The organism is Candidatus Binatia bacterium (assembly GCA_023150935.1).
Classification (GTDB): Bacteria; Desulfobacterota; Binatia; order HRBIN30; family HRBIN30; genus JAKLJW01.
Genome location: JAKLJW010000028.1, coordinates 41,416 through 66,829 on the forward strand (window position 1 = coordinate 41,416; position 25,414 = coordinate 66,829).

The window sequence follows — 25,414 nt, forward strand, 5'->3', positions numbered from 1 at the left end:
TCCCGCAGCGATGGCCGCCGCAGGTCCCCCGGCGCCGCGGCAGATCGCTGCGCTGATCGTTTCGGGTTTCCTCGGTTCGGGGAAGACGACCCTCGTCCGTGCTCTGCTCGGCGATGCGCGTCGGCGCGGACTGCGAATGGCCGTCGTGTCGAACGAGTTCGGCGATCTCGGAATCGACGGCGCGCTGCTCGGCGACAGCCCCGCCGCCTTCGTCGAGCTCGAGGGCGGGTGCGTGTGTTGCCAGTTGTCCAACGAGCTGCGGGATACGCTCGAAATGCTGCGCCGCGAGGTCAATCCCGAGCAGATCGTCGTCGAGACCTCGGGAGTGGCCCTCCCCGGCCAAACGCAGGTCACCTTCTGGCGCGAGCCGATTAACGCATGGGTCGGCGACGACGTCGCCCTGGTCGTCGTCAACGCCGAACAGGTGTTCCACGACCGCGACCTCGAAGGCACGTTTGTCGATCAGGTCACCTCCGCGGATCTGTTGCTGCTCAACAAGATCGATTTGATACCGCCCGATGCACTGGGTACCGTCGAAGCCCGGCTGCGCGCCATCGAACCCGAGACACCGATCCTGCACGCACAATACGGCGACGTCGATCCGGCGGTGTTGTTCCCGCCGGACGTGGACGGTCTTCGTGCGCAACGCCGTGGGGCCGCGGATTTCTCCCCTCGTCACGGGCACGAGCGCTTCACGAGCCGCGAGGTCGCCGTCGAGGACGGCATCGACCCGGCGGTCCTGCTCGACCGTTTGCGGTCGCTCGGTGCTTTGCGGCTGAAGGGCTTCGTTTCGACACGTGCGGGAGTGCGACTGGTTCAGGGCGTGGCCAACCGGATCGAGATCGGGTCACCGCCCGGTCCGGTGCGACCCGATCTGCTCGGTCGCGTCGTGTTGATCGAGCGCGTCAGGGAGTAGGGATCGATGGAGCGACCGATTCGCGCCCGGTGCGCGGGGCGTTGTTGCGTCGAAGTCGAGGGGTGCTGCCGGTGACCGTGGTGACGCGGACGCTGGTCCTTTATCTGGTCAGCCGTTTCTGCACCGCTGCCGCCCTGACCATGTTCAGGGCGGCAGTGGCATGGCACGTCTTCGCGCTCACCGGCTCGGCGTTCCACCTTGGACTCATCGGTCTGGTGCAGTTCGTCCCGGCCCTGGGGCTGAACCTTGTCGGCGGCGCGTTCGCCGACACCTATGATCGCCGTCGCATCATGGTGCGGGCTCAGCTTGTGCCGTTGCTGGCGGGTGGAACGCTATTTGCGGCCACCCGAGCCGGCGTGGTCGACCTACCGATACTCTACGGGCTGATCTTCCTCGTCGCCGTAGCCGCTGCGTTCGACAACCCGGCGCGGGCGGCGCTGCTGCCGACGCTGGTGCCCCGGGAGGCGTTTCCGCGCGTCGTGACCATCGCATCGACGGTGCAGGCTTCGGCCTTCGCGACCGGACCGGCCGTCGGGGGGTTCGTGATCGCCGGGGCTGGAATTGCAACCACGTACGCGGTGTATGCGAGTCTCATCGGGCTGTCGCTGCTGGGACTGACCTTTCTGCGACCGCCGCCGTCGCAGACCCCGAGAGCGAGCTTGAGTCTGGCGGCGGTTCGCGAGGGTTTGGCCTTCGTGCGCGGCAACCACGTCGTCCTCGCTTGCATGACGTTGGACATGTTCGCCGTGATCTTCGGCGGCGCCACGGCATTGCTGCCGATTTATGCGAACGAGATCCTCGGCGTCGGCGCGCGCGGCTACGGCATTCTGAGCGCCGCGCTCGAAGCCGGGGCCTTGCTCACGTCGGTCGTGCTGCTGTGGTTACCGCCCATCCGACGGGCGGGGCGGGCGCTGCTGATTGCGGTCGGCGGGTTCGGATTGGCAACGATCGTCTTCGGTCTCTCGCGTTCGTTCCCGCTGTCGGTGCTGGCCTACATGGCGGTCGGGGTTGCCGATCAGGTTAGCGTGGTGATGCGCGGCACGATCATTCAGCTCGCGACCCCGGATGTCCTGCGCGGTCGGGTGAGCGCGGTCAACTTCATCTTTATCGGGGCATCGAACCAGCTCGGCGCCGTCGAGTCGGGCTTTGTGGCTGCCCTGACGACGGCGACGTTCTCGGTAGTCAGCGGCGGCTTCGGCTGCCTCGTCGTTCTCGGTCTCGTGGCGCTAAAGATGCCGGGGCTGCGGCATTATCGTATCGAGGCCATGCCGCCGTCGTAGCCGCGGGGTCAGTCAATCAGCCTCGAACTCTCCGCCAACCCGGACCTCTCTCCGACTGCACGGGCGTCGTGGCGATCGGGAACTGGAGCAGGCGGCACTCGATGGCGCCGTTGTACAGGACCGTGCGGCGCGTCGCCCGCAGTCCGATGCGCTTGGCGAGCTCCGGGCTACCGGTAAGAACGTATCCCGTCCAACCCGGGAAGCGGCGACGGAGCACGTCGCCGATCTCGGCATAGAGGGCTGCAAGGGCCGCCGATGCCCCGAGACGCTCGCCGTACGGAGGGTTGATCACCAGAACGCCGCCGCCGGCGCGCGTGCCGGACAGAGGCGTGCAGTCGGCCAGGGCACGTTTCTCGATGTGAACTCGCCCGCGCAGTCCCGCGCGCTCGACGTTGGCCAGGGCGGCACGAACCGCGGCGGGATGCACGTCGTAGCCGCGGATGTCGGGAAGGCGAAGGGGATCGCGAACCTCTCGCTGCCGCGCCTCGTTCAGCAGCCGCTCCCAGACATCGTGCCGGTGGGCGCGCCACCCGAGGAAGCCGAAGCGCTCGCGCCGCAGTCCCGGCGCCACATCGGCGGCAATCAGACCCGCTTCGATCGGGAGTGTGCCGGAGCCGCACATCGGGTCGATCAACGGCGCGCCCGTGGCAGCGAGCCGCGGCCAGTCAGCCAGCAGCAGCACACCTGCGGCCAGGGTTTCCTTCAGCGGAGCGGCAACGCCCCGCACACGGTACGTGCGCCGGTGCAGACTGTCGCCGGAGAGATCGATGCTGACAACCGCACGGGCACGCTGTACGTAGACGTTGACGCGCACATCGGGCCGGGTGACATCGACCGACGGGCGCTGTCCGGTTCGCTCCCGCAGTTGATCGACGATCGCGTCCTTGGTCTTCAGGGCGAGATAGTGGGTGTTGGCAGCACCGGCGTCCGCCGCCGCGCAGTCCACTGCCAGCGTCTGCCGGGGGCCGAGGTGTTCGCTCCAGTGCACCGTGCGCACGCCCAGGTACAACTCGGTCGGCGTCGCTGCCGGTACGGCGGCGACCGGCAGGAGGACCCGGTTGACGACGCGCGACCACAGACACGCTCGATACGCGACTTCCAGCGGCCCGGAGAACGCCACCCCGGCCCGCACCGCGGTGACGTCTTCCGCGCCGAGCGCCCCGAGCTCGATTGCCGCGACCGGCTCCAACCCCCTGCTGGTGGTGGCGAAGAAATCGTGGCGCGCGGCGGGCATGAGCCGTACATAGCGCCACGATGCCAGCGGCGCGATGCGTGCGGGGTGTGGGCCCCGGCGGCAAGCGCAACGGGCCACACCGATCCTTCTCGGCGTTGGGGGGAGGGTACCTTGACAAGCCGCTTTGCCGTTGGCTTAGGAAAGGCGGGATTCGGGCATCGGCGCTCGCGGCCCAGTCGGCATGCCGACACCCCGAAAGGAGGGGTACGATGAGCGGAGTGAGGCGCGTCGCACGGTATGCGGGATTGACTCTCGGCGTACTCGGGCTGTTAACCGCCGGGACCGCACCTGCAGGCGCGGTCCCGATCGACAAGGAAGGCAGCATCAACGTCGGTGTGCGCAGCTACGCAAACGCGCGCATCGGCACCACGGACACGCACTGGTCGACGTTCAGGTACCCAAGCACGGGGCAGGTCTACTGGCGCAATCGAACCTTTCCGCAGTCGCCCGCCGGCCATCTACGCCAGAACCGCTATTTTCTGGAAGCCGAGCTCGACCACAACCTCGCAGACCTCGTCAAGCGCGGCGTTGGACCGCTGTCGCTGCTCGGCCTGCTGCCGTTCAAGGTTTCCGGTCTCAAGTACCACCTCACCTACCGCGGCGAGTGGGAGACGCTGTACGATTGGGGTCCGAAGGAGTACAGCACCGCCGAGGCCCTCAAAGCCCCGTTCCCGAACGGCATGTTCTACAACCCGGCGACCGGCGCGGTGATCGACGTTCCGTTCTGGCGCCAGCGTCTGCGCTCGCTCGCTTCGCAGCGCAACCGGCTCTTCCAGTGGTACGTTGAAGGTAGCGTCGGCCCGCTCTTCGCACGCTTTGGCCGGCAGATCATCTCATGGGGCGAGACCGACGGCTTCCGTCTGCTCGACAACATCAATCCCCTCGACTCGAGCTTCGGCGGCTTTCTGATACCGCTCGACGAAAGACGCGTGCCGCTCGACATGCTGCGCGTTCAGTACCGGCTGCCGCGCCTCGGGCCGGTCTCCGAGGCATTCCTCGAGCTGTATGGCGCCATCGACGACAAGGTGGCCTTCGTTCCGGGAACCCCTGCCGGATCGCCGTGGGCCCTGCCCAACCTCAGCGAACCGAGTCCGAACAGCCAGTCGTTCTTCATTGCTCCGTCGCAGACGTTCGAGAACATCCGCGGGGGCGGTCGCCTGGTCTTCAATTACCTCGATGCGACGTTCAGCCTGGCTCACTACTACACTTTCTTCGACACTCCGGCGTTGCAGGTGTTCATCAAACCCGGTTTCCCGATCGCCAACCCCACCGATTCCCTCTCGCCGCAGTCCGCGTACCCCGGGGGCTACTCGGCACAGACGTTTGCGACCGCCCCACACGTACAGGTCACGGGTGCCAGCACGACGTTCGCAGTCGAGAAGCTCTATTCGATCGTTCGCTCCGAGGCGGCCTTCTTCAACAACGAGCCCCGATTCTCCCAGTTCGCCATCGATCCCTACATGTTCGGTTTCTATTTCCCGAATCCACAGACGGGCAAGCTCGAGGACTGCGGCGGCGGACGCCGTTGCTATCCCGTACGAGCGCAACACTTTGGCGCCGGCGTTAACCCGACCGGCGGGCGCCGCACTGGAAGTTCGTTCAACTACGTGCTGGGACTAGACGTCAACCAGTACATCCGCTGGCTCAATCCGAACCAGACCTTCTTCATCTCCACGCAGTTCTTTTGGAAACACCTGTTCGACGTGGTACCGCGAACCAATTTGCCGGGGCGCATCCCGCTGCAGGGCGAGGTCCTGCCGGTTCCGGCCGCCTTCACGGCGGTCAACAACTTCCAGTTGCGCCAGTTCTACGCCACGGAACCGGACTACATCCACCAGCCAACCGACACGTTTCTGCACACGCTCTTCATCGGCACGGCTTATCGCGGCGGCACGATAAACCCGGGCCTCACCATGTTCTACGACTGGGGCGGGGCGCTGGTGTTCCAACCGCAGGTTGTCCTGACCCGGGACCCGTTCCGCTTCATCATGGACTACAGCATCCTCACGGCGCACACCTTGAAAGGCGGCAGCGGCGTGAGCCTGCTGAGCGACCGATCCAACATTCAGTTCAGACTGGAATACGTGATCTGAACGGGTCGGAAGCGACAGCGCTGGGGAGTTGAGGTAAGGGGTCGCATCGGGAGTCAGACGGAACCCACTATCGCCGATCTGCGGGCGCAACCGCCGGCGCCATCCCTCACCCCGATGCCGGCGACCGCACGGTCACCACCGGCACGGAACTGTGGCGCACCACCTTCTCGGCGACACTGCCGACCAGCAGGTGCGCGAGGCCGGTGCGACCGTGAGTGCCCATGACCACGAGACCGCATTCCAACTCCGTCGCCACGCGATCGATTTCGACGTAGGTGTCCCCGTCGCGCACGTGCTGCACCACCTGCAGGCCGGCGAGGTTAGCGGCGACAAACCCGGTAAGTTGCTCGCGGGCCCGATCGCGAATGAAGGTGACGCGCTCGTTGCGATAGGTCTCGTCGCCGTATGCCTCGACCAGCGGCGACGTGTCCACAACCGTCACTGCGTCGATCGCCGCGCCAAACTGCCGCGCCAGAGCCGCCGCAAACCGAGCCGCCGCGACCGAACACTCCGAGAAGTCGGTCGGAACCAGAATGCGCTTGATCGCTTTCATGACGACGCTGATACAGGGTCGACCACGGCGAGGGCAAGGGCCCGAGACCATCGAGAGCGGTCGCGCGCCCCGGAATCGAAGTAGCGGTGGAGAAAGCTCACGCCCATGCCCCAGCGTAAACGATCCCCATCTGGCCTCCAACGTAGGTCAACCAGATCCAGTCGTTGGCGTTATCGATGCGAGTGCCGCGAATGTCGGTCACGCCAATGATGAAGTCGGAGAGGACGAACGACGCCGCACCCAGAGCGGTGAGCCAGAACACACCGCCCACGCTGACCGCCAGTACAAAAGCGAAAGAGGCCATCACGGCAATCAGCGACCCGTAGAGTAACGCTCCCACGTTGACAGCGACCGCGCGCTCGGGGTTGCGGATCATCGACCACCAGCCGATTACCGTAATCCCTACGTAGACAATCAGCGCGGTAATCAGCGCGTCGCCGCGAAACGTCGCGCCACTCACGCCAATCGCCCGCAAGTAGCCGGTAATGTAGAAAAGATGGCCGATACCGAAAGCGGCCATCCCGCCGACCAGCCGGTTCGGCACCGGCACCAGACGCGCCATAACGAAATCGCCGAGCGAACCGAACACCATGCCCAGCAGGATCCACGAAGCGTACGCGTAGTGGACCGTACCGGGCCCACCGCCGCCGGCGCGCACCAACAGCGCCGCGAGCACCAGCGACAGGCTCAACGTCATACGAATCGGGCGCGCCACCCGACCGTTGGTTCGCACCTCCGGCGCGTCCCGCCAGGGCCCGAAGATTCCAACCGCGAATAAGGTCACTTGTGCCAGCCAGAGGGTGAGGATCATTGGTTGGGTTCCTTTTGGGTCTTGGGGCTTGAACTCCGACAACTCCGGGGGGAAGTCAATGTCACCCCCACGGGAAAAACCGTGTCCGCCGCACCGTCTTAGTCTCACCAAGCACCACTCTGACATCCACTACCTTGCTTGCGGACGGTCGTGCCATACGATTGACAGGCTGGGCCGAGGCTGTCACGCATGACTCGACCCGGCCCCCCTGTGCTACTAGTTCGCGAGTTCGTCTCACGGTGCGAGGAATTTCGGAATGCGGATTTCGGATTGCGGACGACGGATTCATGAGTTCCGCAATCCGCATTCCGCAATCCGCAATGGGTTGCGGGCGAAGCCCGCGCTGAGAGGAGAATGACGACTACCATGACTTACGAAACGCTCACGATCGAAAGCGATGGACCGGTTACGCATGTCTGGCTCAACCGACCCGAGCGCCGCAACGCACTCAACGGCCTCGCCCTCGAGGAAATTGCCGCCGCGTTCAACGCGCTCACCACGCGCTTCGACGCTCAGGTCGTCGTGCTCGGCGGGCGCGGCGCGTCATTCTGTGCGGGCGCCGATCGCAAGGATCCGCCGGCGGCACGAATGGCGCGCGGCTCCGGCGCCGGCCCGCGGGAGCGCCGCCACGCCGCCCAGCTCGGCCGCCGCGCGCTCGAAGCCATCGAGCGCTGCGAGGCAATCACCATCGCCCGCATCCACGGTCACGCCGTCGGCGGCGGCCTGGCTCTCGCCCTCGCCTGCGACCTGCGCATCGCCACCGCAACGGCTGTGTTTCACGTCCCCGAGGTCGACCTCGGCGTTCCGCTGTCCTGGGGGGCCGTGCCGCGCCTCGCGGCTGCCGTCGGCACCGCCCGTGCCAAGGAAATGATCCTGCTCTGCGAACGCTTCGAAGCGGCCGCCGCCGAGCGTTACGGGCTCTTGAATCGCGTCGTCGCCGAAGAGGAGATCGATGCCGTCGTCGGCGACTGGGCGCGACGCCTCGCCGAGAAGCCACCGTGGGCCGTGCACATGACGAAGACGCAGTTCCGCGCCTACGCGCAGGCGGTACCCCTCGGCGACGTCACCGAGGCCGACGGCGATCTGCTCGCCGCCGCAACCTTCGAGGATCCGTCGAGGTTTATGAGCGCCATCAAGCGCTGAGCTTGTAGTCCACAACCACCTTCACCTGGTCGGTGGGGTGCCCGAGCGAGCGAATCGCCGCGGGAAGATCGTCGAGTCCGATCCGATGAGTGACGAACTGGCGGGCGTCGAGGTCGCCGCTCGCCAACGCCGCGAGGGTCTCCTCGACCTCCGCGCGCACGGTACCGATCGGGAAGACGAGATCGACTTCCTTCAAGCACAGCGCCAGCGGCTGGATTTGAATGGCATCGGGCGTGATACCGGCGAGCACAACCACGCCGCCTTGCCCGGCCATCTGAATGGCGTCGGTCATCACGTCGGCGCGCCCGGTCGCCTCCAAGACGATCTCCGGCGGTCCACCCAGCGCTGCGAACACCGCCGCCGGTACGTCAGGCTCGCGAGTAGCGTCGATGACCGCGTCGGCACCAAGGGTGCGGGCACGAGCCGCGCGCGCCGCGACCGGCTCGGTAGCGACGATGCGGGCCGCCCCCAGGCGGCGCGCCCACCAGATCATCGACAGACCGATCTGCCCGGCGCCAAGAATCGCCACGCGCTGCCCGGCACGCAGCCTGCCGCGGCGCACGAAGTGCAGGCCGTTACCCATCGGTTCGGCAATCACGGCACTGGCGCTGGGCAGGCGGGCCGGCACAGGCACGCAGGCATCTGCCGGAATCACCATTGCTTCGCCGTAGCCCCCCCGAAGTTCGCTCATGCCGAGCCCCTCGCCGAGCGGGATTGCACGGTCCCCAACCTGCCAGCCGTCCACGCCCTCGCCCACGGCCTCGACCTCCGCCACAACTTCGTGGCCGAGAATGGTCCCCGGGCTGCAGATCTGAGCGAGGAACTTGTCCGAGCCGCACACGCCACAGGCGTGGACGAGCAAACGCAATTCGCCCCGCCCGGGTACAGGCACGTCGATCTCGCGCAACGCGAACTCGGTGGGTCCGACCAGTACCTGTGCGCGACACCTCATGAGTGACCTCTCCTCCAGGCGCCCGCCGCACCGCACTGAGGCGGACGCGCCAGCGGGTCCGCAGCCGTCAGCCGAGAACCGTGCCGGTGCCGATTCCGGTCTGCAGGACGAACTGGGCGGCAGCGATCTTCACATCCCCCCAGCGCACGCGTTTGATCCTCACGGCGCCGCCGCCGGCACCGACCAGTATACCGTCGTCGGCCCCCCCCCCGAATGCTCCGGGCTCGGGGGTCTCCCCGGGCACGGGACAGGCGTCGTAAAGCCGCAATTTCTGGCCGCGGAACATGGTGAAAGCCCCCGGCTGCGGATCGCAGCCACGGATAAGGTTGTAGACGTCTCGCAGCGGACGGTGCCAGTCGACGAGGGCGTGTTCGTCGCGACAGAGCGGGTCGTAACTATCGAGCGCCTGGTCTTGCACGAGCCGCGGGGCCCTGCCCGCCGCGATCAGCTCGACGGATTCCAGGACAGCGTCGACGCCGAGCGGGAACAGGGTATCGTAATAGAGGGACCCGGCGGTATCGTCCGGACGGATCGGCGCCGGCTTCTGCAATAGCACCGGCCCGGTGTCGATCCCCGGGTCCACCCAGAAGACTGACACGCCGGCCTCGGTTTCTCCCTTGATTATCTGCCAGTTTACCGCGCTGCCGCCTCGGTAACGCGGCAACAGCGAGGGATGGAAGCAGATACTGCCGAGCCGCGGCACTTCGAAGACACTCGGCGGCACGATCTGCGTCACATACGCCAGCACTCCAAGGTCTGCCCGCAGCGGTTCGATCTCGCTGCGCACTTCCGGCCGTTTGAGAGACGCGTGTTGGCGCACAGGGATGCCCAGTCCGCCGGCACGGACCTTGACTGGATCCGGTTTGCCGGCCGGGCCGTCGGGTGGACAGTAAACCGCCAGCACCTCGTGGCCATTCGCCCGCAGTCCGTCCAGAACCCTCTCCGCAAACGCGGCCTGCCCGATCAGCACAATACGCATGAAAGCGCGAAGACCTCCGATGGATGGACGTGTCCCTCATACGGAGGCCTTTCCGGCTTTGCAACCCATACCGAGCGGTGCCCTCCCACGAAGGGGGTGGCTCGCGACGGGTCTCCAACGGCGTTTGACTTACCGCGGCGAAGGCTCTAGCTAAAACATCTTTCGAGAAGTTCGGAGGACCGATGGTCAGGCGCGAGAAGAGCAACTACGTAATTCAGTCTGTCTCCCATGCTCTTGACGTCCTCGAGCAGTTCACAGGAGAGCCGGACGAACTCGGGGTAACCGAGCTCAGCAAGCGTCTCAAGCTGCACAAGAACAATGTCTTTCGCCTGCTAGCAACGCTCGAAGCGCGCGGGTACATCGAACAGAACAAGGTGACCGAGAATTACCGGCTGGGGGTTCGCTGCCTGCGCCTGGGGCAGCGTTTCGTGCAGCAGATGGGCCTGCTGCGCCAGGCGCGTCCGGTCATGCAGCAGGTCGCCAGGACCAGCGGCGAGACGGTGTCCATTGCCGTGTTGCGGGGCGGGGGTGTGGTACCGTTGGACGCCGTTGACGGCGCGCAGGCCGTGCGTCTGGTGTCCCGCATCGGCGACTTCATGCCGCTCCACTGCACGGCGGCTGGCAAGTTGCACCTGGCGTTCGGCGACGAAGAGCTACGGGCCTCGCTGCCCGAATCTCTCCACAAGTACACGGAGCGGACGATCACGGACCACGCCCATCTCGGCAAGCAAGTAGAAAAGATTACCGAGGCGGGATTCGCCGCCGACATGGGTGAGTTCATCGAAGACGTGCGCTCCGTTGCCGTGCCGGTTCGCGATTACACGCGCGCCGTGGTCGGGAGTCTGTCGGTGGCCGGTCCGGCTTACCGTCTGACCGCCGAGCGGATCGACAAGGAAGTCGTTCCGCTGATGCTCAAGGCCGGCCGGGAGCTATCGACTCGCCTCGGGTTCGAAGCCGAATAGAAACTGCAATTGCGGTCGCAGGCAGTGTAGTTCGGGCCCGCCGATCGGCGCGTCGACCCCACCTTGACCGTCTCGAAGACCGCATGGTACCAACTTTCGATTCGCAATATCCCCCCTCAGGAGGCTCGCCGTGAAAATTTTGGTAACGGTCAAACGGGTCCCAGACCCGAACGCGACCATCAAGGTCAAGCCGGACGGCAGCGGTATCGTGACCGACAATCTGAAGTACGTCGTCAACCCCTTCGACGAGATCGCCATCGAAGAAGCCTTGCGAATCAAGGAGAAGGGCGGTGGCGCCGAGGTCGTCCTTGCCAGCATCGGTGCGAAGGAATCGGCCGAGCAACTGCGTACGGGTCTGGCCATGGGTGCAGACCGCGCCATTCTGGTGCTCGCGGACCAGCCACTGGACTCCCTCGGAACCGCGCGCATTTTCGAGAAGCTCGCGAAAGACGAGCAAGCCGATCTGGTGCTAATGGGCAAGCAAGCGATCGACGACGACTGCAATCAGACCGGACAGATGCTGGCCGCACTGCTCGGCTGGCCGCAGGCAACCTTCGCATCGAAGGCCGAGGCCCTCGACTCCGACGCCGAGAAGCAGGGTCTGCCCGGTGTCGTCTTGAGCGGGAAGTCGGCGAAGGTGCTGCGAGAAGTCGACGGAGGGCTGGAGACCCTGGAGATCGGTCTTCCGGCGGTAGTGACCGTCGACCTGCGGCTCAACACGCCCCGTTACGCCTCCTTGCCGGGGATCATGAAGGCACGCAAGAAGGAGCTGAAGGAAGTGCCGGTGGCCAGTCTCGGCCTCGACGTGGCACCCAGGGTCAAGATTCACAAGCTAGCCCCTCCGCCGGCGCGGCAGGCCGGTCGCAAGGTCGCATCGGTGGAAGAGCTGGTGCAGGTCCTTCACACCGAAGCCAAAGTCATCTGAATCGGGAGATACCCATGGCGAAAGTTCTCGTATTCGTCGAACACCACAACAAGAAGTTCAGTAAAGCAGCGCTCGTCGCACTGACCGCGGGCAAGGACCTCGCAGCGAAGACCGGTGGGGATTGTTGCGCAGCGGTCTTCGGCAACGGCGTCGAGGCGCTGGGAGCGGAACTGGCCGAGTACGGCGCCAACAAGGTCTACGCCGTCGAGGACGGGGCGCTCGATCACTACGTCGCCGATGCCCATGCGGCGGCACTGGCGCAGCTCGCAAAGGACAAAGGCATCGACACGATCATTGCCACCGCCACGGCGGTGGGCAAGGATCTGCTTCCTCGCGTAGCAGCGCTGCTGGGCGCCGGCATGGCCAGCGACGTCACGGCGTTTCACGCCGACGGAACGATGGAGCGCCCGATGTGGGCTGGAAACGTCATGGCGACGGTATCGATCGAAGGGCCGATCAAGGTGGTCAGCGTCCGCGCAACGTCATTCGAGGCCCCTGCAAAGAACGGTAAAGGCGAGGTGGAGAAGGTCGCCGTAGCGATCGATGCGGGCGCGAAGGGGATGAAGTTTGCCGGCTTCAGCGAAACGAAGTCGGATCGCCCCGTCCTGACCGAGGCACGCATTGTCGTCTCCGGCGGTCGCGCCTTGAAGTCTGCCGAGAACTTCAAGACGGTGCTAGAACCGCTGGTCGACACCATGGGTGCGGCAATGGGCGCCAGCCGCGCCGCGGTCGATGCGGGCTTCGTGCCGAACGACCTGCAGGTAGGTCAGACCGGCAAGGTTGTCGCGCCACAGCTCTACATCGCGGTGGGCATCTCCGGTGCCATCCAGCATTTGGCCGGGATGAAGGACTCGAAAGTCATCGTCGCCATCAACAAGGACGAAGAGGCCCCCATCTTCCAGGTTGCCGACTACGGCCTTGTTGCCGATCTGTTCAAGGCCGTCCCGGAAATGAAGACCGAAATCGAGAAGTTGAAACACTAACGACGGCGGCGTCTGCGCCGCCGTCGCCGTCGGATCCCCCGGGCTTCGCGGACACGCCCCGCAACTCCAGACCTGAGCCGAGATCGGCAGGGGCGTGTCCGAACACCCCCTGCCGAGGGCCGCGCGCCGTGTGGTCAGCGCATGTTCTCGGCCACCAGCTCCATGACGTCGAGCGCCTGAACCTTCTCTTCCAGGTTCTTGGATTTGATGCCGTCGTCCACCATGGTCATGCAGAAGGGGCAGGCCACGGCGATGACGTCCGGTTTGGTCTCGAGCGCCTGTTCGACACGCTGAAAGTTGACCCGTTTGGTGGGTTCCTCTTCCATCCACATGCGGCCGCCGCCGGCGCCGCAGCACATGCCGAACTTCCGACTGCGCTCCATCTCGCGCAGAATCACCCCGGGGATCCTGGCGAGGATATCGCGGGGAGCATCGAAGACGCCGTTGTAGCGGCCGAGGTAGCAGGAGTCGTGGTAGGTAATCGCCTTGCTGCCATTGGTCTTGAAGTCGATCTTGCCCGCGGCAATGAGTTGCATGACGAACTCGACGCCGTGGACCACCTCGTAGTTGCCGCCGAATTGCGGGTACTCGTTCTTGAGCGTGTTGAAGCAGTGCGGGCAGTTGGTGATGATCTTCCTCACCTTGTAACCGTTCAGCACCTCGACCAGCATCTGCGCCATCGTCTGGAAGAGGTACTCGTTGCCAATGCGGCGGGCACTCTCGCCGTTGCACAGTTCCTCGACGCCGAGAATTGCGAAGTCGACCCCGGCGCGCTTGAGCACCTTTGCAAACGCCTGTGTGGTTCGCTTGGCGCGGTCGTCGAATGCACCGGCGCAACCGACATAGAACAAGTACTCCGCTTCGGGTTTGTCGGCCATCGTCGGAATGTCCAGACCTTCGGCCCAGGCGGCCCGCTGGGAGGCATCGACGCCCCACGGGTTGCTCTGCGTCTCCATCTGCTTGAAGGTCCGCGTGAGCTCGGTCGGGAAGCGCGACTCCTCCTGGACGAGATGCCGCCGCATGTCGACGATCTTGTCGACGTACTCGATCAGCACCGGGCAGGCTTCTTCACAGGCGCGGCAGGTCGTGCAGGCCCAGAGAACTTCGTCGTGGATAAGACGCTCGCCGACGACGTTCTCGCCGACCGTGACCGGCTCCGCACCGTCGCCTCCGGCCGGCTTCGCGGCAATGACCTCGGATTGGCGTTCGTACAGATAGTCGCGAAGATTGAGCATGAGCTGTCGCGGCGCCAGATCCTTACCGCTCATGGTCGCGGGGCAATGGGACGAGCAGCGGCCACACTCGGTGCACGAGTACATGTCGAGCACCTGCTTCCAGGTGAACTGGTTGATGTAAGAGGTACCGAATCGCGTCGCGTTCTCGAGGTCCTGCTTGCTGAGCGCCCCGGTCGGCTGCGTCTTCAGAAAGAACACGTTCGGCAGGGAGGTGATGATGTGGAAGTGTTTCGACAGCGGCAGCACGTTCATGAAGACGAGGATGACGCAGTTGTGGAGCCACCACCCGGCGTTGCTCATCAATTCGGCCAGGCCGACGCCCCCCAACGCCAGCAGTGCAAGGCCAACCGCGTGACTGATCGGTTGCCATGGTGTCTCGGCCTGAACCTCAGGATTAGCCGCTTCCACCACAGCACGGCCCCCGTCGTACAGCAGACCGCCGATCATGATCGAGCCGATGAAACACAGGATCACGTAAGCTTCCCAGTGCGACTGGCCGGCGAGCCGATCCTCGGCCGGCCTGAACCCATAGAGACGCTTCGGGTGCGAGACGCCCCAGCGGTACAGCAATACGGCGATCGCACCCAGGACCAGCACTTCCATGATGTCCTTCAGCAGCAGGTACGGACCGCCAAGGAGGTATGGAGAGAACAGGGGCACGTAGAAGTGCGGGAAGAAGGCGCGACCGAACATGGTTACGACCTGGATGGCGAGGATCGTAAAACCCCAGAACACGAAGAAGTGGAGCCAGCCGGCGGTTTGCTCGCTAATGCGCGTATCGGGCCGGGGTTCGCGTTGGACGAACTTCTTCTGACCGAAGGCGTACGTCAGCACGGCCTTGATGCGACGCGGGATGTCGTCGAAACGATCGACGGGTTCGACTTTGGTGAGCACCATGAAACGCCCGTAAAGCGTCCGCGCCAGCATCCCCAGCGCGCTCACCAGCAACAGCGCGAATATGACAGCAGTCCACATCACTGGACCTCCTTGACGAGCGGCCTCCGGAGCAGCGAGAACTACGGTAATCCCCCCGCCGTTTCAAGGTGGACGGAGGCAAGATGGGTGCCCTTATGCCTGCGAGAAGTCTGGCTTTTCTGCAGTGGAGGCCGACCGGCAGCGAGAGATCTCAGGCATCCCGATCGAGGTAGGTGTACTCGTGCAGCCCTTGTTCGTAGTGCCGGCGCAGTCGGGCCGAGTCTTCGAGACTGATCTGTCCGGCCCGCATGGCGACCTCGATGGTACGCCGTACCTTCTCGATGAGCGTACCCTTGTCGTACTGCACGTACCGCAGGACGTCGGTCACGGCATCGCCTTCGACGACGTGCTCCACCTCGTAGCGGCCATCGCGCCCGAGCCGCACATGAACGGCGTCGGTATCGCCGAAGAGGTTGTGCAGATCGCCGAGGATCTCCTGATACGCGCCGACGAGGAAGACGCCGATCAGGTAAGGTTCGCCGTTAAAGGGATGGAGTTCGAGGACGTCTTTGACGTCGCGCTGGTCGATGAAGCGGTCGATCTTGCCGTCGCTGTCGCAGGTCAGGTCCGCGAACACCCCGCGGCGAGTCGGGCGCTCGTTGAGGCGATGGATCGGCATGACTGGGAACAACTGCTTTACCGCCCAGTGGTCCGGCGCCGACTGAAAGACCGAGAAGTTGCCGTAGTAGGTATCCGCCAGACCCTTCTCCAGGGGCTCGAGGTCGTCGGGCACGTACGGCAACTCCCGAACGATGCGGAGGATCTTCTCGCAGCAATCCCAGAACAAGCGCTCGACACGGGCGCGAGCTCGCAGGTCGAGATATCCGAGCGAGAACAGGGTCGACGCTTGCTCCTTGATCTGCAGCGCGTCGTGATAAGCCTCCTGAACGTTTTTCTGGGACACCGTCGTCCAGATTTCGTGCAGGTCCTTGAGCACCTTGTGATCGTCTTCGCCCACCGGATCCGGCGGCCGGCCGGAAACCATCTCGTTGACCCCGAGCACATCGAAGATCAGCACCGAGTGGTGCGCGACCATAGCCCTCCCCGATTCGGTGACGATGTCGGGGTGTGGCACGTTCTCCTTGTCGCAGGCCTCCTGTACGGCCGCGACCACGTCGTTGGCGTACTCCTGTACGGAGTAGTTCATCGAGGAATGGAAGTTCGTCTGCGAGCCGTCGTAATCGACACCGAGGCCGCCACCGACATCGATGAACTTCGGCGCCGCCCCCATGAGGTGTAAGCCGACGAAGATCCGGCCGGCTTCGTTCAAGGCATCCTTGTGCGCGCGGATCGCGGTGATTTGCGAACCGATGTGAAAGTGCAGCAATTCAAGGCAATCGAGCATGCCCTCGGCAGCAAGACGGTCGACCGCTTCGACGATTTCCACGGCGGTAAGTCCGAACTTGGAACGGTCGCCCGTCGACTCGACCCACTTCCCCGCGCCGCGAGTGGTCAAGCGGGCGCGTACCCCGATGTGCGGGCGGATGCCCAACTCCCGCGACGTCCGCACGATCAAGTCTACTTCCCGGAAACGGTCGACGACGATGATCGGGTGTCGCCCGAGTCGCTGCGCGAGCAGGGCGGTCTCGATGTACGCTCTATCCTTGTACCCGTTGCAGACGATGAGGGCACCGGGCGTGTCGAGGATGGCGAGCGCGATCAGCAACTCCGGCTTGCTACCGGCCTCGAGGCCGATGCGCTCCTCGGCGCCGAACTCGACGATTTCCTCGACAACATGCCGCTGCTGATTCACCTTGATCGGATAGACCCCGCGATACGCTCCCTTGTAGCCGTACTCGCCGATCGCTCTCTTGAACGCGCCGCAAATGCCTTTCACGCGGCCGGCCAAAATGTCGGAGAAGCGCACGAGGAGCGGTGTCCGCAAGCCTCGCTGGCGCAGGTCCATCACGAGATCCAGCAGGTCGATCCGCGCCCCGTTCTCGCTGTGCGGCCGCACCTCGACGTGGCCGTTGTCGGCCACACCGAAGAAACCGGCTCCCCATGCCGCGACGTTGTACAGTTCGAGGCTGTCGCGAACGGTCCACCCTCGCATGCCCGTGCTTGCTCCGTTCTTCCAGGCGTTCGAAATCCGCGCCATCTTAGCGGCGTCTCACCCGACCGCAACTACCCTTGCAAGGCGGATCGCAGATTCCCGCGTGGCCCTCTCTCGTCGGGAATCGCCTTGACTCGCGGCGACCGAACTTTACCTCTTGCCGCATGATTGCATCTACGCCCCGCATCGCACTGGCTCTCCTTTTCCTTTCGGTTCCTTGCCCGCGCATGGCCCTGGCCGACGGCGATACGAGGCGCACGCCCGTCGTGCGCGCCGTCGAGCAGGTCGCCCCATCGGTTGTCAACATCTCCACCGAGGCCATGCTGCCGCAGGCGGCCGGCCCGTTTCCGGGCTTTCGTGACCCGATGCTCGACCAGTTCTTCCGGGATTTCTTCGAACCGCGCGCGCCCAGACTTCGCCAGGCCAGCCTGGGCTCGGGCCTGGTCATCCGCGCAGATGGCTTCATCCTCACCAACCAGCACGTCGTGCAACGGGCCACCCGCATCAAAATAACCTTTGCAGACGACACCGAGCTCGACGCCACGCTCGTGGGTGCGGACGCCGACTCCGACCTCGCTCTCCTCAAAGTCAGCGCCGACCCTGCGCTACCCGCGGCGGTTCTCGGCGATTCTTCCGACCTGATGATCGGAGAGACGGTCATTGCCATCGGGAATCCGTTCGGCCTCTCTCACACCGTGACCACCGGCGTCATCAGTGCTCTGGGCCGCTCGATTCGCAGCGACGACCAGGTGTACGTGGATTTCATCCAGACCGATGCCTCGATCAATCCGGGGAACTCCGGTGGCCCGTTGCTGAACCTCAACGGGCAAGTCGTGGGGATCAACACGGCAATCTACCAGAAAGCCCAGGGCATCGGCTTCGCCGTTCCGATCAATCGCGCCCGTCGCATTGCCGACGATCTAATCGCGTTCGGCGAGGTGCACGCTCCATGGGTGGGCGCCGTCGTTCGCGACATCGGCCAAGAGCTTGCACGCGATCTGTCCCTCGACCGCGGTCGCGGCGTTCTCGTCCGTGCCGTCGAGGCTCAGAGTCCGGCCGCCGAGGCCGGCCTCAAGCCCGGGGACGTAATACTTGCCGTCGACGGCCAGCCGGTCCGGTCGGCCGACGAATACGAACAACGGATCCGCGACCGAGGCGAGCGAAGTTCTCTGTACCTCACCGCCCGCCGCAGCGGGACAACCACATCGATAAACGTCAACACGCGCCCCTTCCCCCTGGACCGTGCCGACGAGCTGGCCTGGCGCCTCATTGGTGTTCGTCTGAGCGATGCCGATGCGGGGGTTGCCGTAACCCGCGTCCGTCCAGCGAGTCCCGCAGCCCGGATCGGCATCCAGCCAGGCGATCGTCTCGTCGCTCTCGGCGGCACCCCAACCCGATCTCTGGAGGAATTCCGCAAGCGCATGGCCGCGCTCCGCCTCGCGCAGGGGGCCCTTCTCTCGGTGCGCCGGGGGCGGGCAGTGTACCGCGTTGCGACACCCTTCGCTCAGGACTTCTGAGATCTCCGAGCCCGCCCCCTGCCGCAAAAAACAAAGGGCCGGGTCTGACGACCCGGCCCTTCCTACTCTCGCACCTCGGCAGCTACGTAGCTCACTGGTTGATCGGTGACAGATAGATGAAATCTGGCGCCGACCGCTTACCACGCTGCACGGGAACGTATGCCGCCGACTTAATGTCGCCGCTTGCCAGGTCTTCGTGGAACTCCTCCGCAATCGCCAAGATACCGTTACCGAGCGGCGGATTCTTTTCCGGACCGACGACCCCGCGCATCACGGTCTGACCCGTCAGCGTCCCCTGGACGTTGACGTTGAATATCGAGGCGCGGTCGTCACCGGGTCCCAGCCGCGTATCGATGTCCGACAGAGCGATCTCGGTCAGACACGTAACGCGCCGGCTAGTGGAGAAGCGCTGCTCGTACTCGTTGTACACTAGAAACTGCACAACGGTGGACACCGGCCGCTGTAAGAGGAAGTCCTCGGAGCAAGGTACAAACGTCACGTGGGTACCAATGATGTCCGCCTGTCCGAAGTCGGTTTCGAGAATCGCATCGTCGAAAAAGTGATCGAGCACCAAGATATTGGGACAGGCGTTATACTCGACGTCGTTCAGGAGGAGGACATCGTCCCCGTCGTTCTCGCCCGCCGCCTGGACTCCGATCGCGTTGTATCCGCGGCTATCGGCGTACACGAATGGCCCTTCTCCCAGCCCCGCCTCAACCGTTTCTATCGTAGCCTCGCCCTTCAGGGAGTTGCGGTTCACCGGCCGCTCATCTTCGCCGACCTCTACGCACTTCAGCTCGCCGATCATCGGGTCCTCGGGCGCGGGCGGAATGCTGCCTGAATTGCTGTACCCATCCGGCCCCGGAAATACACCCAGCGGCAGATCGGACAGCCCCTTGCTCAGCTGCCACACCAGCGGCTGCTTTGGAGTAAGGCGGAAAGCGAAGTCGGTCTCGACCCAGCCGGCCACACAGAACCCGTTCGGGCCACAAGTGTTGGCAGCGTTCGGGTCGCAAACGCTGAAGTTGTTGGAGCAGTGCCCGTTGGCATTGACGTAGTAGCAACGAACGTTCACCGGCTCCGCCGAGGTGTTCGTCATCTGAATCAGAGTATCCAGTTGGAATCCGGGCAGGAGCGTGTTCACGAGCAGCTTCGGGTAAATCAGGATCGCCGCAGCGTTCGTCGAAGTCACGTCGGCGCGCGCCGCACCTGACCAGAGCGCCACGCCGGCGACGAACGCGCACACGCCCGAGAGAAAAGGATTCCACTTCACCGTTCGCATTGCCCCTCTCCTTTCACGTGTCAGGGAGAATCCAGCCACAGCCTTTTCTCCGTCTCGCGCCGATCCCTGGGCGCTACTCTTTCTCGGTCAAGCGGATCTGATCCGGGTTCGTCTCCGACACCAGACTTCCCTTAGTGTGGAGGTTGTACGCCGCGCTGGCGGGGTCGAAGGCGATAGCGCCGTCATACTCCGCCGCCGCCACTACGAAGCGTTCCACGACCCCGAGCACGCCGCGAGCGGCGCCGCCCGGACCCGGAACCGGGGTAAGTTCGGCGTGGCCGACCAGCGACCCGAGCACCGGCAGCGAGAAGATCGACCGCTCCGGACTGGTTGGGCTGTCGATCTTCGTCAGCTCGACATCGAGGTAGCACGTTACCGTCGTGCTCGCGGAGAATCGCTCCTCGTACTCGTTATAGACCACGAACTGAATCGTCACCGAGGTCGGTGTTTGCGTCTCGAAGTCCTCGGTGCAGGGAACCAGCGTCAACGAAGTTGCCGTCGTCGAACCGAGGTTCACGCCCAGGAGACGACTGTTGAGGTCGGACGCCACCGGATCCGGGGACAGCGTGGAGAAGTGATTTAGGATCAGCTTCTCCGGGCAGGCGTTGTACATGGCGTCGTTCAGCAGCAACGGATTAGCCGCCTGCGCATCTGGATTGCCGAGGATTCCGATCGCATTGTACTTCGAGACATCCGTCACGAAGGCGGGCGGGGGCGGCTGGGCCGTGAGACTGAGCGTGGCCTCGCCCTTCAGGTGGTTTCCGATCAACGGCTCGTCGGACTCCGTCACTTGCACGCACTTGAGTTCGCCGACGAAGAAGTCTCCTACCGGCGGCACCAAGCCCACAGGAAAGCCGGCCAGGTCGCTCCCGAACGGGCCGATCGCCACCCGGCGGCCACGACTCGCGACCCAGTGGGTCGGTTGGTACTTGGTCAGCCAGATGTTGAAGTCCGTTTCCTGCCAGAGCGGCACACAGGTCAGGCTCGGCGTGTCGCAAGGCCCACCAGTCACCGTATTGTAAAGAGCGGCGTTGACGTAATAGCACTTCGCATGCACCGGAAGGGGCCCGGTGTTTGCGATCTGAATGGTTGTGTCGGTGGAAGCATCCACGACCACTTTCGGGAAGACGAGGATCGACGCGCCCTTCTCGATCGTGATCTCCGCACGGGCGCCAGTCGCCACCACCCCCAGGAACGCCGCAGCGCCACAGAGTCCCGAGAGAAAAGCGTTCCACTTCACCGTTCGCATTGCCCTCCTCCTTTCCAGTCGACCGAACCTGCGCCCTGCCCTTCCACTTCGCTCCCGCCGTCCGCGCACACCAACCTGCCACCCGCCGGGAGTGGGCGGTACATACTCAAAAAAACCTCGCATTGTCAAGGAATTCTCGGCGAAAAAAACGGCAAAACAACGTCCTACACAGGATTCCGTGCCGGGCGACCGGGAACGACAGCCGTGAACTGTGCCGGCGCATCGCAGTCACGGCCCGTCCCCTCCACCAGCACAAAGGCATTTCTCCGTCACCTTGCCCGCACAAGACTCACAAGCCTCCGTTCCGGCGCCGTCGCCGCCACCACAGAAGCGCCACCGGAACCGCGAGCCACCACGCCGTGGAGCTGCTTGAAGCCGCGGGCTGGATGGCGCAACCGTCGTCGTCAACCTTTTTCTTGCCGGCCGTCGGCGTGCGCGTCGGCGTCCGCGTCGCACCGGGAGGCGTCGCCGTTGGGGTCGCCGTCAGCATTCCCCCGGTGCCTGTCGGAGTCGGGGTCAGCCCCGGCGGCGCCGTACTGGTCGGCGTCGCGGTGAAGGTCGGCGTCGCCGCCTTGGTGGTGGGAGTCGCAGACGGCGTACTGCTGGTTGCCGTAGCGCTCGGCGTCGCGCTCGTCGGCGTTGGAGTTGCGGTCCCACCGGTTGCCGTCAAAGTCGGGGTGTCGGTGGGGGTCGCCATTTCGGTGGGCGTGTCAGTCGGCGTTTCAGTCGGTGTTTCGGTCGGCGTTTCAGTCGGCAAGGTACCGGTCACGGTCGGTGTCGGCGTCCCGGTCGGCGTCAGCGTCGGCGTCGCAGTTATGATGCTCCCCGGGGTTACAGCGAAGGTCGCCGGCACGATTTCCGCAGTGTCGTCACTAGCCTGCAGACGCTCGAGCAGAAGCTCGAACGGGCCAAGGGGCGCATCCTCGGGCACCTCGAAGGTACACGTGACGAGCTCCCCGCTCGGGAGGATCGGAATCGGAAACGGTGTCGGGTTTACCACCGGAGGGAAGCTCAACCGCATCAGCCCTCCGTCGGGCGCCGGGTCATCGTCGACGATCGGCACACTGACAGCAAACTGACCGGGTAGCAGAGCGCTGTTAGGTACGCAGTCGAGCATCTGGCAATCGCCCTTGGCGTTAACAACCGCGTCGGGCGTGCAGCCCGGGTAACCCGCACAGCAGCGGAAATCGTTAGCGCAAACCGTCCCGGTATCGACGCACATGCCCTCAAACAGCAGCTGATCCACCGGAAAGCGCACGTCGGATTGCAGCGTTACGATGTTCGGGTCACCGGCCTCAGTGGCAAGGCGGACCTTGAGGGTCATCGTCCCGCCGGGCACCGCATCGCTGCCTTCGAAGGTTACTGTCACCCCCATCGCCGGCACCGTCCAGCCGCCCAGAACCATGGCCAGGCCACTGAGTCCAACCAGTCCCCGCCGCATCCAACCAACTTTCGGGCCCATTCGATTCTTCATCTGCTGACGCCTCCTACCGGGCATCGATCGACTCCCGCCCCCGGCCACTGTGTGCCTCGCCACATCGAATTCGATACGCCCACGCCCAACGGCTTACTGCGGGCATCCGGCTCCGAGGTTCACCACGGCCCTGGTTACTTCGGTAACGAAAACCTCTCCATCACCGTCGACATCCGCCGCCGGACACTGACTCAGAGGCGCGTGGCCGGACATTATCAGCACCACCCTGGTAATCTCGGTCACAAAGACCTCTCCGTCACCGTCGCAGTCCCCCGCACACACGGGCCGGCCCGGAGCGGTAGTCGGCGCCGCAATCGACAGCGAGCCGCTGACGGCCTGCGTCCCGAACCTCCTGCCGGTGGCGTCGCCCACGGTGAGATTGTCGAGGCCAACTACCGAGGTTACGTCCCCAACCGTCTCTCTCACGTTGAACGTGCAGGTGGCAATCCGGCCATCGGCGATACCTTCCATCGGCATCTCGATGTCCGAGACAAACAGGCGCAACCGCCGCAGACCCGGCGGTGCCGCCGGTGCCGCCGGCAAGGTAGCCGCGAACACTCGCCCCGCGAGCCGTGGATCGATGGCGCAGCTCGACGCAGGATCTCCGATGTCCAGCAAGTGCGGATCGAAAAGCAGATCGGCCTGAGCGCTGACCACGGTACCGTCGCTGCCGCCCAACTCGATGGACAACGCCACCGGGCCGCCAGCCTCGCCGCTGGCCGAGCTGACGCTGAATGTCACCGCCCGGTCGAGGCCCACCACAAGAGGCACTCCCTCCTGCGAGCAGCCAATGCTCATGTTTGTCGCCGCCTGGGTCACCTCCTCGGCGGTGACGGTACCGCCACCGTCGATGTCAGCCGCCGGGCAGGTCGAGAGCTCCGCCGCGCCGCCCAGGATCAAGATGGCGCGGGTAACTTCGTTGCCGAGAACGATACCGTTCACGTTGCAGTCACCACCGCACTCGCACTCCTCCTCCAAGCACGCCTCGCGCGGGTAACAAGCCTCGAAGCTCTCGCAGTCGCGGATGTCCTTACAGAAGCCCCCTCGGCAATGCTGCCCCGGGGGGCAGTCATCGTCCGAAGTACAGGGCACGAAGGTAGGCGTCGGCGTAAGCGTCGGCGTCGGCGTGGGCGTCACCGTCGGCGTTCCCGTCTTCGTCGGCGTAGGTGTCGCCGTCGGAGCCACGCAAAAGCCCCCGACGCACACCAGCCCCGGCGGACAGATGCCATCAGGGCAGCTATCCGGTCCGTAGAAGGGATTGACCGCGGCGAACACATCCTGCACCGAGTTACGGTCGTTCGCGGTCAGGTTCGACGCGGTCGAAGCGAATGCTATCTCCCGGCCATCGCCGCTCACCCCGGGCGGGATGTCCGGAACGCCGTTGTTGGCGAGCTTTCCTTCGGCGTTAACATCGACGTAAAGCGTCCGCCCGATGTTCCGATCCCGCACGTACATGTTCGCGACGATGTCCGCCTCACCCGCCACGAGATTATTCGCGAACGACCCGAACGCCACGAACCGTCCGTCGTCACTGACGCTGGGCGGGAACGAGAAATCGTTCGCGTTCGCGCCGCGGAAGCTCGCGCTAATCATCTCGGTGGTCGACGCCTCCCGGTTGCGCGCGAAGACGTCCACGACGCCGTTGAGGTCGCCCTCTACCAGGTTGTCGGCCAGCGACTTGAAAGCCACGATGCGACCGTCTCCGCTGATCGCCGGTAGAATGCTGTCCCCGTCCCCCGGCACCCCGGCGTCGTTCACACTGACAATCTCGAGCGTCCCCGTGTTGCGGTCGCAAACAAACACATCGATCTTGTCGTTGATGTCGCCCGCCACCAGATTGGTCGCGGCCGAGGCAAAGGCGACGAACCTCCCGTCGCCACTGATCGCCGGCGACGAGCTTCCACGGTTCGGCTGCATCCCGCACACGCGCTCGGTGGCCCCCTCCTGCCGGTCCCGCACGAAGATGTCTGCAACTCCGTTGGTATCGTCGTCCACGAGATTGGTGGCCAGAGATTGAAAAGCGACGAAGCGCCCGTCTCCGCTCAGCGCCGGGAGCACGCTGGGCCCGTTGCCCAGAGCGCCTCCAGAACTGACGCTCGCGATTTCGGTTGTCCCCGCACCCCGGTCCCGCACAAAGACGTCCGCTTGTCCGTTGGTGTCTTCCGGAACCAGATTCGTCGCCAGGCTGTAGAAGGCCACGAGTTCTCCGTCGGCGCTGAGGCCCGGAGCCCCGCCTACAGCGTGACTCGCCCGATTCGCCTGTACACCCGCGCTGCTCACGCTGACCCGTTCCGTGAGATCGCCATCCCGCACGCGCACAAAAACGTCACGCACGTGGTTGCTATCGCCGGCAACGAGATTGGTCGCATCCGAATAAAACGCCACCACACCGCCACTCGCGTTCGATGCCGGACCGCTGCTCGGCCTGTCGCCGCCGCGCCCGGACGAACTCACGCTGACGATCTCGATCTCCCCGGGCGGCAACGCCTGCACCGAACGGCCCGGCACCGTGCCCACCACCACAGCGGCGAAAAGCGCGGCCGCCACCCAGGCTCCGCGCCGAGATGCATCGACCCCGTCGAGCGTCGCACCCGCACGCTGACCAACACCCATGGAGGCCTCCTTCTTCCCTACGGCACCCGCCGAACAACCGCGCCGGCTCTGCCGAACGCCGCGGTAGGCTGCCATCTTCAAACGGCAAAGTCAATCGCCGATCGGCGGCCCTGATCCGGCGCTAAGCGGAGAATACCCAGTAGCCCAAAGGGGTTCGGAAAACCCGCCGGGTGGACGCGGAAGGC

The 25,414-nt window shown here is 64.8% G+C and carries 19 protein-coding genes; 8 read left to right on the top strand and 11 right to left on the bottom strand.

The annotated features are described in order from the left end of the window. The first annotated feature begins 10 nt into the window (after nucleotides 1-10). Together L6Q96_16005 and L6Q96_16010 are read left to right on the top strand one after the other, a co-directional pair. Nucleotides 11-916, top strand: coding sequence for a GTP-binding protein (locus L6Q96_16005; protein ID MCK6556061.1), 906 nt, complete (start codon nucleotides 11-13; stop codon nucleotides 914-916). Nucleotides 917-960: 44 nt separating this feature from the next. Then, the gene (locus L6Q96_16010; GenBank protein MCK6556062.1) at nucleotides 961-2,196 is read left to right on the top strand and encodes an MFS transporter; all 1,236 of its coding nucleotides are present in this window, start codon (nucleotides 961-963) and stop codon (nucleotides 2,194-2,196) included. A 16-nt stretch (nucleotides 2,197-2,212) separates the two neighbouring features. Here the strand turns inward: L6Q96_16010 and L6Q96_16015 are convergent, their stop codons facing one another. Beyond that, complete coding sequence (locus tag L6Q96_16015; protein MCK6556063.1) at nucleotides 2,213-3,430, bottom strand: THUMP domain-containing protein; 1,218 nt, start codon at nucleotides 3,428-3,430, stop codon at nucleotides 2,213-2,215. A gap of 209 nt (nucleotides 3,431-3,639) precedes the next feature. Between L6Q96_16015 and L6Q96_16020 the strand changes: the two genes are divergently transcribed. Further along, nucleotides 3,640-5,523 (top strand): hypothetical protein, encoded by a 1,884-nt coding sequence (locus tag L6Q96_16020; protein MCK6556064.1) that lies wholly within the window; start codon nucleotides 3,640-3,642, stop codon nucleotides 5,521-5,523. 106 nt (nucleotides 5,524-5,629) lie between these two features. Here L6Q96_16020 and L6Q96_16025 read toward each other — a convergent pair whose 3' ends face one another. After that, complete coding sequence (locus L6Q96_16025) at nucleotides 5,630-6,076, bottom strand: universal stress protein (GenBank protein ID MCK6556065.1); 447 nt, start codon at nucleotides 6,074-6,076, stop codon at nucleotides 5,630-5,632. 97 nt (nucleotides 6,077-6,173) lie between these two features. Beyond that, on the bottom strand, nucleotides 6,174-6,887 hold the full coding sequence (locus tag L6Q96_16030) for a lysoplasmalogenase (GenBank protein ID MCK6556066.1): 714 nt from the start codon (nucleotides 6,885-6,887) through the stop codon (nucleotides 6,174-6,176). Between the two features lie 354 nt (nucleotides 6,888-7,241). Here L6Q96_16030 and L6Q96_16035 point away from each other — a divergent pair, with 354 nt between their 5' ends. Continuing rightward, entirely contained in the window at nucleotides 7,242-8,030 is a 789-nt protein-coding gene (locus L6Q96_16035) for an enoyl-CoA hydratase/isomerase family protein (protein ID MCK6556067.1), read from the top strand. Here the strand turns inward: L6Q96_16035 and L6Q96_16040 are convergent. Both L6Q96_16040 and L6Q96_16045 read right to left on the bottom strand, forming a co-directional pair. Next, entirely contained in the window at nucleotides 8,020-8,982 is a 963-nt protein-coding gene (locus tag L6Q96_16040) for a zinc-binding dehydrogenase (protein MCK6556068.1), read from the bottom strand. The two genes, L6Q96_16035 and L6Q96_16040, sit on opposite strands and share 11 nt — an antisense overlap. A 67-nt stretch (nucleotides 8,983-9,049) precedes the next feature. Next, nucleotides 9,050-9,961, bottom strand: coding sequence for a methionyl-tRNA formyltransferase (locus L6Q96_16045; GenBank protein MCK6556069.1), 912 nt, complete (start codon nucleotides 9,959-9,961; stop codon nucleotides 9,050-9,052). 182 nt (nucleotides 9,962-10,143) lie between these two features. On the opposite strand from L6Q96_16045, the gene L6Q96_16050 reads away from it, so the two are divergent. The 3 genes from L6Q96_16050 to L6Q96_16060 all read left to right on the top strand — a co-directional run bounded on the left by L6Q96_16050 (nucleotide 10,144) and on the right by L6Q96_16060 (nucleotide 12,831). Beyond that, nucleotides 10,144-10,923, top strand: coding sequence for an IclR family transcriptional regulator (locus tag L6Q96_16050; GenBank protein MCK6556070.1), 780 nt, complete (start codon nucleotides 10,144-10,146; stop codon nucleotides 10,921-10,923). 130 nt (nucleotides 10,924-11,053) lie between these two features. Continuing rightward, nucleotides 11,054-11,848 (top strand): electron transfer flavoprotein subunit beta/FixA family protein, encoded by a 795-nt coding sequence (locus L6Q96_16055; GenBank protein ID MCK6556071.1) that lies wholly within the window; start codon nucleotides 11,054-11,056, stop codon nucleotides 11,846-11,848. A gap of 14 nt (nucleotides 11,849-11,862) precedes the next feature. After that, entirely contained in the window at nucleotides 11,863-12,831 is a 969-nt protein-coding gene (locus L6Q96_16060) for an electron transfer flavoprotein subunit alpha/FixB family protein (GenBank protein MCK6556072.1), read from the top strand. A 134-nt stretch (nucleotides 12,832-12,965) separates the two neighbouring features. Here the strand turns inward: L6Q96_16060 and L6Q96_16065 are convergent, their stop codons facing one another. Both L6Q96_16065 and speA read right to left on the bottom strand, forming a co-directional pair. Next, complete coding sequence (locus tag L6Q96_16065; protein ID MCK6556073.1) at nucleotides 12,966-15,041, bottom strand: (Fe-S)-binding protein; 2,076 nt, start codon at nucleotides 15,039-15,041, stop codon at nucleotides 12,966-12,968. Nucleotides 15,042-15,192: 151 nt separating this feature from the next. Then, on the bottom strand, nucleotides 15,193-17,094 hold the full coding sequence (gene speA / locus L6Q96_16070; protein MCK6556074.1) for a biosynthetic arginine decarboxylase: 1,902 nt from the start codon (nucleotides 17,092-17,094) through the stop codon (nucleotides 15,193-15,195). A 227-nt stretch (nucleotides 17,095-17,321) separates the two neighbouring features. Here speA and L6Q96_16075 point away from each other — a divergent pair, with 227 nt between their 5' ends. Continuing rightward, complete coding sequence (locus L6Q96_16075) at nucleotides 17,322-18,611, top strand: trypsin-like peptidase domain-containing protein (protein MCK6556075.1); 1,290 nt, start codon at nucleotides 17,322-17,324, stop codon at nucleotides 18,609-18,611. 91 nt (nucleotides 18,612-18,702) lie between these two features. Here L6Q96_16075 and L6Q96_16080 read toward each other — a convergent pair whose 3' ends face one another. From L6Q96_16080 to L6Q96_16095, 4 genes are all read right to left on the bottom strand, one after another. Next, the gene (locus tag L6Q96_16080; protein ID MCK6556076.1) at nucleotides 18,703-19,893 is read right to left on the bottom strand and encodes a hypothetical protein; all 1,191 of its coding nucleotides are present in this window, start codon (nucleotides 19,891-19,893) and stop codon (nucleotides 18,703-18,705) included. A gap of 73 nt (nucleotides 19,894-19,966) precedes the next feature. Beyond that, nucleotides 19,967-21,142 (bottom strand): hypothetical protein, encoded by a 1,176-nt coding sequence (locus L6Q96_16085; GenBank protein MCK6556077.1) that lies wholly within the window; start codon nucleotides 21,140-21,142, stop codon nucleotides 19,967-19,969. A gap of 289 nt (nucleotides 21,143-21,431) precedes the next feature. Then, on the bottom strand, nucleotides 21,432-22,616 hold the full coding sequence (locus tag L6Q96_16090) for an MYXO-CTERM sorting domain-containing protein (protein MCK6556078.1): 1,185 nt from the start codon (nucleotides 22,614-22,616) through the stop codon (nucleotides 21,432-21,434). A 93-nt stretch (nucleotides 22,617-22,709) separates the two neighbouring features. Further along, entirely contained in the window at nucleotides 22,710-25,229 is a 2,520-nt protein-coding gene (locus L6Q96_16095; protein ID MCK6556079.1) for a cohesin domain-containing protein, read from the bottom strand. Nucleotides 25,230-25,414 lie beyond the last annotated feature (185 nt).

What these genes read in the sequence shown, in the direction of transcription:
- L6Q96_16005 (MCK6556061.1), top strand. Translation starts at nt 11, where the DNA reads ATGGCCGCCGCAGGTCCCCCGGCGCCGCGGCAGATCGCTGCGCTGATC.
- L6Q96_16015 (MCK6556063.1), bottom strand. Translation starts at nt 3,430, where the DNA reads ATGCCCGCCGCGCGCCACGATTTCTTCGCCACCACCAGCAGGGGGTTG.
- L6Q96_16020 (MCK6556064.1), top strand. Translation starts at nt 3,640, where the DNA reads ATGAGCGGAGTGAGGCGCGTCGCACGGTATGCGGGATTGACTCTCGGC.
- L6Q96_16025 (MCK6556065.1), bottom strand. Translation starts at nt 6,076, where the DNA reads ATGAAAGCGATCAAGCGCATTCTGGTTCCGACCGACTTCTCGGAGTGT.
- L6Q96_16030 (MCK6556066.1), bottom strand. Translation starts at nt 6,887, where the DNA reads ATGATCCTCACCCTCTGGCTGGCACAAGTGACCTTATTCGCGGTTGGA.
- L6Q96_16035 (MCK6556067.1), top strand. Translation starts at nt 7,242, where the DNA reads ATGACGACTACCATGACTTACGAAACGCTCACGATCGAAAGCGATGGA.
- L6Q96_16040 (MCK6556068.1), bottom strand. Translation starts at nt 8,982, where the DNA reads ATGAGGTGTCGCGCACAGGTACTGGTCGGACCCACCGAGTTCGCGTTG.
- L6Q96_16045 (MCK6556069.1), bottom strand. Translation starts at nt 9,961, where the DNA reads ATGCGTATTGTGCTGATCGGGCAGGCCGCGTTTGCGGAGAGGGTTCTG.
- L6Q96_16050 (MCK6556070.1), top strand. Translation starts at nt 10,144, where the DNA reads ATGGTCAGGCGCGAGAAGAGCAACTACGTAATTCAGTCTGTCTCCCAT.
- L6Q96_16060 (MCK6556072.1), top strand. Translation starts at nt 11,863, where the DNA reads ATGGCGAAAGTTCTCGTATTCGTCGAACACCACAACAAGAAGTTCAGT.
- L6Q96_16065 (MCK6556073.1), bottom strand. Translation starts at nt 15,041, where the DNA reads ATGTGGACTGCTGTCATATTCGCGCTGTTGCTGGTGAGCGCGCTGGGG.
- speA (MCK6556074.1), bottom strand. Translation starts at nt 17,094, where the DNA reads ATGCGAGGGTGGACCGTTCGCGACAGCCTCGAACTGTACAACGTCGCG.
- L6Q96_16075 (MCK6556075.1), top strand. Translation starts at nt 17,322, where the DNA reads ATGGCCCTGGCCGACGGCGATACGAGGCGCACGCCCGTCGTGCGCGCC.
- L6Q96_16080 (MCK6556076.1), bottom strand. Translation starts at nt 19,893, where the DNA reads ATGCGAACGGTGAAGTGGAATCCTTTTCTCTCGGGCGTGTGCGCGTTC.
- L6Q96_16085 (MCK6556077.1), bottom strand. Translation starts at nt 21,142, where the DNA reads ATGCGAACGGTGAAGTGGAACGCTTTTCTCTCGGGACTCTGTGGCGCT.
- L6Q96_16090 (MCK6556078.1), bottom strand. Translation starts at nt 22,616, where the DNA reads ATGAAGAATCGAATGGGCCCGAAAGTTGGTTGGATGCGGCGGGGACTG.
- L6Q96_16095 (MCK6556079.1), bottom strand. Translation starts at nt 25,229, where the DNA reads ATGGGTGTTGGTCAGCGTGCGGGTGCGACGCTCGACGGGGTCGATGCA.